Here is a 6,617-nt window from a genome sequence, read left to right on the forward strand (position 1 = left end):
CGTCCCCGCCCCCCCCCGCCCTCGCGTGCGGACCCCGCGCCCCCGCCCGCTGGCCCCACCCGGCCCCCGGCGTGGGTGGGGGGGCCCGCCCCCCGACCGGCCGGGGTCAGCCGGGCCGGGACGGGAAGAGGTCGAGGCGGTGGGCCAGGGCGGCGGCCTCGGTGCGGGAGCCGACGTCGAGTTTGGCCAGGATGTTGGAGACGTGGGCGCCGGCGGTCTTCGTCGCGATGAAGAGCCGTTCGGCGATCGGGCGATTGCCCAGGCCCTGGGCGACCAGCGCCAACACCTCGAACTCGCGGGCGGTCAGGCCGAGTCGGCCGCGCGCGTCGACCGATTCGGGTGCGGCGGGGCCCGGCTCCGGGGTCAGGTTCAACCGGCCGCGTCGGGCCAGTTGCTCGAACTGCACGCGCAGCGGGTGGGCGCCGAGTCGGTCGGCCAGCCGGTGGCCCTCGCGGGCGTACGCGGTGGCCGACTCCCGGTCGCCGGTCGTCAGGGCATCCGCCGCGCTGCCCAGGAGCGCGTCGGCGAGCGCGTACGGCTGCTCGATCGCCCGCCAGGCCGCGACCGCGTCGGCCCACGAGCCGAGGCCGGCCTCGGCCTCGAAGGTGCGGCGGTGCGCGTACTGGACCCGGCCCGACGTCGGCAGTTCGCGGCCGAGCGCGAGCAGTTCGGCCAGTCGCGCGTCGATCGCGGCGCGCCCGGCCGGATCGCGGACGGCCTGCGCGCGGCGAAGTCGTTGCACGCGCCACGCCACCACGAGCAGCGGCCACCCGTAGCGCCGGCTGCGGGTGAGGTCGTGCTCGGTCAACACGTGGTCGAGTACCCGGTGGGCCTCGGCCAGGTCGCCGCGCGCGTACCCGAGTCGGCAGGCCAGTACGTCCGGTTCCAGGCAGGTCTCCTGCGTATGCGGCGACCCCAGTGCGTCCCGGGCCTCGCGCAGCGCGTCCGCCGCGACGTCGTGGGCGCCGCCGGCCGCCGCCGGTTCGGCCCGCACGACGCACAACCAGGCCCGATACACCGGCGGCGGATCCAGCGCGATGGCGTCGGTCAGGATCTCCACCGCCTCGCTCCAGTGGCCGAGCGCGACCAGCGGTTCGGCCAGGTTCGCGGCCAGCAGCGTGCCGCGCGAGCGGGCCAGGCCCAGGGTGCGCGCGGTGGCCATGCCGCGGCGGGCCACCTCGGCGGCGGCCCGATGTTCCCCCGCGGCCTGGAGCGCGTCGGCCTGCCCGGCGAGCGCGGCGAGCAGATCGTCGTCGCACCCCTCGGCGCGGGCGATCCGCGCGGCCTGCTCGTACAGCTCGACCGCCGCCGCCACCTCGCCCGTTCGCGCGGTCAGCATCGCCGACGTGGTCAACGCGCGGGCCCGCACCGAGCCGTCGGCGAGCGCCTCGCCGAGCCGCAACGCGTCCCGGGCGTGCTCGCGCGCGACCTCGTCCCGGCCCCGGGCCGCGAGGGTGTCGGCGAGGGACGCGAGCAGCCGACCTCGGATCGGGCCGGGCCGGTCGCCGGATGTCAGGCGTAGCGCGCGTTCCAGGTCGGGCAGTGCGTCCCGGCCGGTGCGCGCGCGGGCGGCGGCTCGGCTCGCCAGGGCCCGCGCGGTTCGTTCGGGCTCCCGCGCGGGGTCCAAGTCGCACAGGGCGGCGGTCAGGAGCTGCTCGGCCCGATCGGCCGCGCCGCCGTGCACGGCCGCGTCGGCGGCGAGTTCGAGCACCCCGATCCGGTCCGTGCCCAGTTCGCCGGCCGGATCCGGCACCGCGTCCCACAGGTCCAGGACACGTTCCGACATGGCCAGCCGCTCCGCGTAGGCGTAGGCCGTGCCGGCGGCGACCGCCGCGTGCCAGGCGGGCGCGAAGGCCCGGGCCCGGTCGCCGGCCGCGTACCGGTGCGCGGCGAGTTCGGCGGCGGCGCGGCCTTCGGGGGCCAACGCCGGTTCGGCGGCCAGTACCCGCGCGCACCGCGTGTGCAGCCGGATGCGCTCCCCGGGCAGCAGGTCGCCGTACACCGCGTCGCGAATCAGCGTGTGCCGGAAGGCGTATCCGTCGCCGGTGGCGATCAGCAGGCGCGCGTCGATCACCGGGCGCAGCGCGTCCTCCAGCGCGACCTCGTCGAACTCGGTGACCGTGCGCAGGAGCGCGTGACCGAGCGTGCTGCCGGCGACGGCGGCGGCACGCAACACCCGCCGACCCGGGTCCGGGATCGAGCGCACCTCCGCCAGCAGCAACTCCCGTAGCGGGGCCGGGGTTTGCGCGTCGGTACCGGCGAGGGCCTCGACGAACAGCGGGTTGCCCTCGCTGCGGCGGAACACCCGTTCCAGATGCCGGGGGTCGGGCACCCGGCCGATCAGGTCGGCGAGTTGGCGGGCCACGTCGGCACGGGCGAGCGGGGCCAGGTCGAGGTTCTCGGTGTTGGCGAGGCGGGCGAGCAGCGCGGGGAGCGCGGCGAACGGCGCGTCGGCGTGCGGGGCGAGCGGACGGTGGGTGCCCAGGAGGAGTACGCCGGGCTGGTCGAGATTGCGGGCCAGGAACGCGAGCAGCTCACAGGTGGACCGATCGGCCCAGTGCAGGTCTTCCAGAACGAGCAGCAACGGCGCCCCCTCGGCGGCGCGTTCGAGCAGGATCAGCACCTCCTCGAAAAGCCGGGCCCGACCGAGATCGGGGTCGACCTCGGGGGTCGGCTCGCCCAACTCGGGCAACAACCGGGCCAGTCCGCGTCGGCCGCCGGACGGGAGCAGCGCGGCGGCGGCCGACGTGCCGAGATCACGGGTCAACCTGCGCAGCACGGTCACGAAGGGGCCGAAGGGCAGGTTGTCCGGCCCCATGTCGAGGCAGCCGCCACGCAACACCCGGGCCCGGGACGACCCGAGGCCGGCGGCGAACTCCGCGACCAGCCGCGACTTGCCCAGCCCCGCGTCCCCGCGCACGAGCAGCATCCCGGCGCCTTCCGCGCCCACCCGCAGCCAGGCCCGCGCCAGCACGGCCGACTCCCGCTCGCGCCCGACCAGCGCCGCCGCACACCCCTCGTCCGTGTCCACGGGGCAAGCATGGCAGCCCCGCGTGGGCGGCCCGGGGGCGGACACACCACGAAGCGCACGCGTCGACTCGGGGCGGGGACGGGGTGGTCGGGCGGCGATATGGGGAGGTCGGCCGGGGCTGATCGGGGAGTTTGCCCGATGTGCGGCGGGCCGCCGGCAGGCGAGGGTGGGCGGTGTTCGAACGGGTCGATTCCGGGAGGGGTTTGCATGGATGCGGGGTCGCGGGTGTCGGTCGACGGTGGGGTGGCGCGGGGGATTCTCGGGCGCTCGATGGTGGCGACCATCGTCACCGCGTGCGGTGCGATGGCGAGTTTCTACCTGTTGTTGTCGGTGGTCCCGTTGTACGTGGCACAGGACTCGCCCGGTTCGGCCGGGGCGGCCGGTCTGGTCACCGGCGCGCTGATGGCGTCCACCGTGGCGGCCGAACTCGCGGTGCCGGCGCTGCTGGCCCGGTTCGGGTATCGCACGGTGTTCGTGCTCGGGCTGTTGTTGCTGGGGTTGCCGACGATGGCCCTGACGGTGTCCGCGTCGTTGCCCCTGGTGGTCGGGGTCTGTGTGTTGCGTGGTGGTGGGCTCGGCATCCTGATGGTGGTGGGTACCGCGTTGGCGGCGGAGTTGGTGCCGCCGGAACGACGGGGCGAGGGCCTGGGGCTGTATGGCGCGGCGGTCGGCGTGCCCGCGATCCTGGGTCTGCCGGCGGGGCTGTGGCTGAGCGAACACTTGGGGTACACCTGGGTGTTCGCGTTGGCGACGGTGTTGTCACTGGCTGCGGTGGGCAGTGCCCTCGCGTTGCCGACGAATCGGCCGGCGGTCTCGACGGCGCGGGGCGGGGTGTTGGGCGGCCTGCGGATCGGCGGCCTGGCCCGGCCGGCGATCACCTTCGCGGCGTGCACGTTCGCGGCGGGGGTGATCGTGACCTTCCTGCCGTTGGCGGCCTCGTCACGGGAGTTGCCGTTGATCACGGCGGCGCTGTTGGTGCAGTCCGGGGCCACCCCGATGGCGCGCTGGTGGGCCGGGTGGTTCGGCGATCGGCACGGGCACGCGCGGCTGTTCGCGCCCTCGATCGCGGCCACCGCGCTGGGCACCGCGTTGTTGGCCCGTCCGGGCGCACCGGTCGCCGTCCTGGTCGGCGCGGCGGTGTTCGGGTCGGGTTTCGGCGTGGCGCAGAACGTGACCCAGTCGCTGATGTTCGCGCGCGTCCCGGAACGCGAGTTCGGCCGGGTCAGCGCGCTGTGGAACCTCGCGTTCGACGCGGGCATGGGGATCGGCGCGGTCGGCTTCGGCGTGCTGATCGGCGCGGCGGGCTACCCGGTGGGCTTCCTGGGCACCGCCGCCCTCGTCCTGGCCGGTCTGGTCCTGGTCGCGGTGGACCGGCGCGGTCCCGCCGACGCCCCGCGACCGTCGCCCGCGCCGTGTCCCCCGGCGTGCGGTGTGGGACAGGGGCGCGAGTCGAGGGACGCCGGCGCGTAACGCCGCCGGTGTCGGGTAGTGTTGCCGCCGCGCCCAACCCTGGGCGGACCGGGTTCGAGTTCGAGGAGGTGGCACCGATTACCGCTGTTTCAGGTCGGGTGCTCTCCTTCCACGACCGTGCGGTCCACTTGGCATAGGTGAGTCCGCGAGAGCACCCTTCGGCATCCGAAAGGCTCTCATGTCGATTCCCGCATCGCCCGGTCGCACCTCCGCGATCGTCGCCAGGCTTCGTACCGCCGGTTGTGTGTTCGCCGAGGACGAGGCCGAACTGCTCGTCGCCGGCGCGACCGACCCGGCCGAACTCACCGTCATGGTGGATCGCCGCGTCGCCGGTCTGCCCCTGGAACACGTGCTCGGTTGGGCCGAGTTCCGCGGTCTGCGGATCGCCGTCGACCCCGGGGTGTTCGTCCCGCGGCGGCGCACGGAGTTCCTGGTCGGGCAGGCCGTCGCGGCGGCGCGTCCCGGAGCCGTCGTGGTCGACCTGTGCTGCGGCTCGGGCGCGCTGGGCGCGGCCCTGGTCGCCGAGGTGGACCGGGTCGAGTTGTACGCCGCCGACATCGACCCGGCGGCGGTGCGCTGCGCGCGGCGCAACATCGCCGCCGACCGGGTCTTCGAGGGCGACCTCTTCGCACCGCTGCCCGCATCGTTGCGCGGGCGGATCGACGTACTGGTCGCCAACACGCCCTACGTGCCGACCGAGGAGCTGCAACTGCTGCCCTCGGAGGCCCGGATCCACGAACCCCGGGTGGCCCTCGACGGCGGCGCCGACGGGTTGGACATCCAGCGCCGGGTCACCGCGGCGGCGCCGCACTGGCTCGCCCCCGGCGGCCGACTGCTGGTCGAGACGAGCGAGCGCCAGGCACCGCAGGCGATGGCGGTCTTTCGCGACGCGGGTCTGCTTCCGCAGGTCGTCGAGTCCGAGGAGTGGTACGCCACCGTGGTGATCGGCACCCGGCCCATCGCCTAGTCCGCGCGGCCGGGAACCGGGGGCGTAGCTCTCCCCGCTCCCGGCCGCACCGTCCGCCGTCGACGTCGCCGGTTCACTCCGGGTCGTCGAGCGGGCAGTCCATGCCGGTGTCGATCTCCTCGACCTCCGCGTCGGCGTCCACGTGCTCCCCCGCCGCAGCCGCCCGCGCGCTCGCGCAGACCACGCCCAGGCCGTCCTGGATCGCGCGCCCGATCTCGGCCAGCGCGGCCACCTGGGCCGGGGTCAGCACCCGGAACAGGTACTGCCGCACCGTGGCCGCGTGGGTCGGCTCGGCTGCCCCCAGCGCGGCCAGGCCCTCGTCGGTCAGATGCGCGACCCAGCCCCGGCGGTCCCCCTCGACCGGGCGACGGGAGACCCAGCCGGACTTCTCCAGCGCGGTCACCGCGTGGGAGACCCGGCTGGTCGAGGACAACGACGCGGCGGCCAGGTCGCTCATCCGCATCCGCCGATCCGGCGACTCGGCGAGCAGGCCCAGGATCTCGAAGTACGTCATCGGCATGCCCGTCTCGCGGCGCATCCGCCGGTCCAGATGGGCCGCGAGTTCCCTGGTCCCGGTGAAGTACGACCGCCAGATCTCTTGCTCGGAGGCGGTCAGCGGAGCGTCGTCGTTCATGACGCCAGCATAAGGGTTGTTGAAGGATCAACTTGTAGGTGCTATGTTTCTGAGCGTTCAACAACCACCGGGCACCCCACCGCACGGCATACCGCCGCACACCACTGCGCACCCACCCAAGGAGCTCCCCATGACCACCTCCGTCGAGACCATCCCCGGCTACGTCGCAGGCGCCTGGACCATCGACCAGGTCCACTCGGACGTCTCGTTCTCCGTTCGTCACCTGGGCGTGGCCAAGGTCCGCGGTCGCTTCGACGACTTCGCCGGCTCGATCGTCACCGCCGAGAACCCGCTCGAGTCCTCGGTCACCGCCACCATCGAGACCGCCTCGGTCAACAGCAACAACAAGATGCGCGACGACCACATCCGCAACGAGGACTTCCTCGACACGGACACGTTCCCGCAGCTCACCTTCGTATCCACCGGCATCCGCGCCGAGTCCTCGGTGGTCTACCTGGTCGACGGCGACCTCACGCTGCGCGGCGTGACCAAGCAGGTCACCCTCGAACTCGAAC

The 6,617-nt window shown here is 74.3% G+C and carries 5 protein-coding genes; 3 read left to right on the forward strand and 2 right to left on the reverse strand.

The annotated features are described in order from the left end of the window. Nucleotides 1-106 precede the first annotated feature (106 nt). Nucleotides 107-3,031: an ATP-binding protein gene (locus ACFXMF_RS45430; protein ID WP_379992226.1), complete on the reverse strand. Its 2,925-nt coding sequence runs from the start codon at nucleotides 3,029-3,031 to the stop codon at nucleotides 107-109. Nucleotides 3,032-3,238: 207 nt separating this feature from the next. On the opposite strand from ACFXMF_RS45430, the gene ACFXMF_RS45435 reads away from it, so the two are divergent. Continuing rightward, nucleotides 3,239-4,501, forward strand: coding sequence for an MFS transporter (locus ACFXMF_RS45435; protein WP_379992227.1), 1,263 nt, complete (start codon nucleotides 3,239-3,241; stop codon nucleotides 4,499-4,501). 178 nt (nucleotides 4,502-4,679) lie between these two features. Further along, nucleotides 4,680-5,468 (forward strand): putative protein N(5)-glutamine methyltransferase, encoded by a 789-nt coding sequence (locus ACFXMF_RS45440; RefSeq protein ID WP_379992228.1) that lies wholly within the window; start codon nucleotides 4,680-4,682, stop codon nucleotides 5,466-5,468. 73 nt (nucleotides 5,469-5,541) lie between these two features. On the opposite strand, the gene ACFXMF_RS45445 is transcribed toward ACFXMF_RS45440, so the two are convergent. Continuing rightward, the gene (locus tag ACFXMF_RS45445) at nucleotides 5,542-6,102 is read right to left on the reverse strand and encodes a MarR family winged helix-turn-helix transcriptional regulator (RefSeq protein ID WP_379992229.1); all 561 of its coding nucleotides are present in this window, start codon (nucleotides 6,100-6,102) and stop codon (nucleotides 5,542-5,544) included. A gap of 130 nt (nucleotides 6,103-6,232) precedes the next feature. Between ACFXMF_RS45445 and ACFXMF_RS45450 the strand changes: the two genes are divergently transcribed. After that, nucleotides 6,233-6,617 (forward strand): YceI family protein (locus ACFXMF_RS45450; protein WP_380021223.1); only part of this gene is annotated, 385 nt, incomplete at its 3' end.

It is taken from the genome of Embleya sp. NPDC059213 (assembly GCF_042754445.1).
Classification (GTDB): Bacteria; Actinomycetota; Actinomycetes; order Streptomycetales; family Streptomycetaceae; genus Embleya.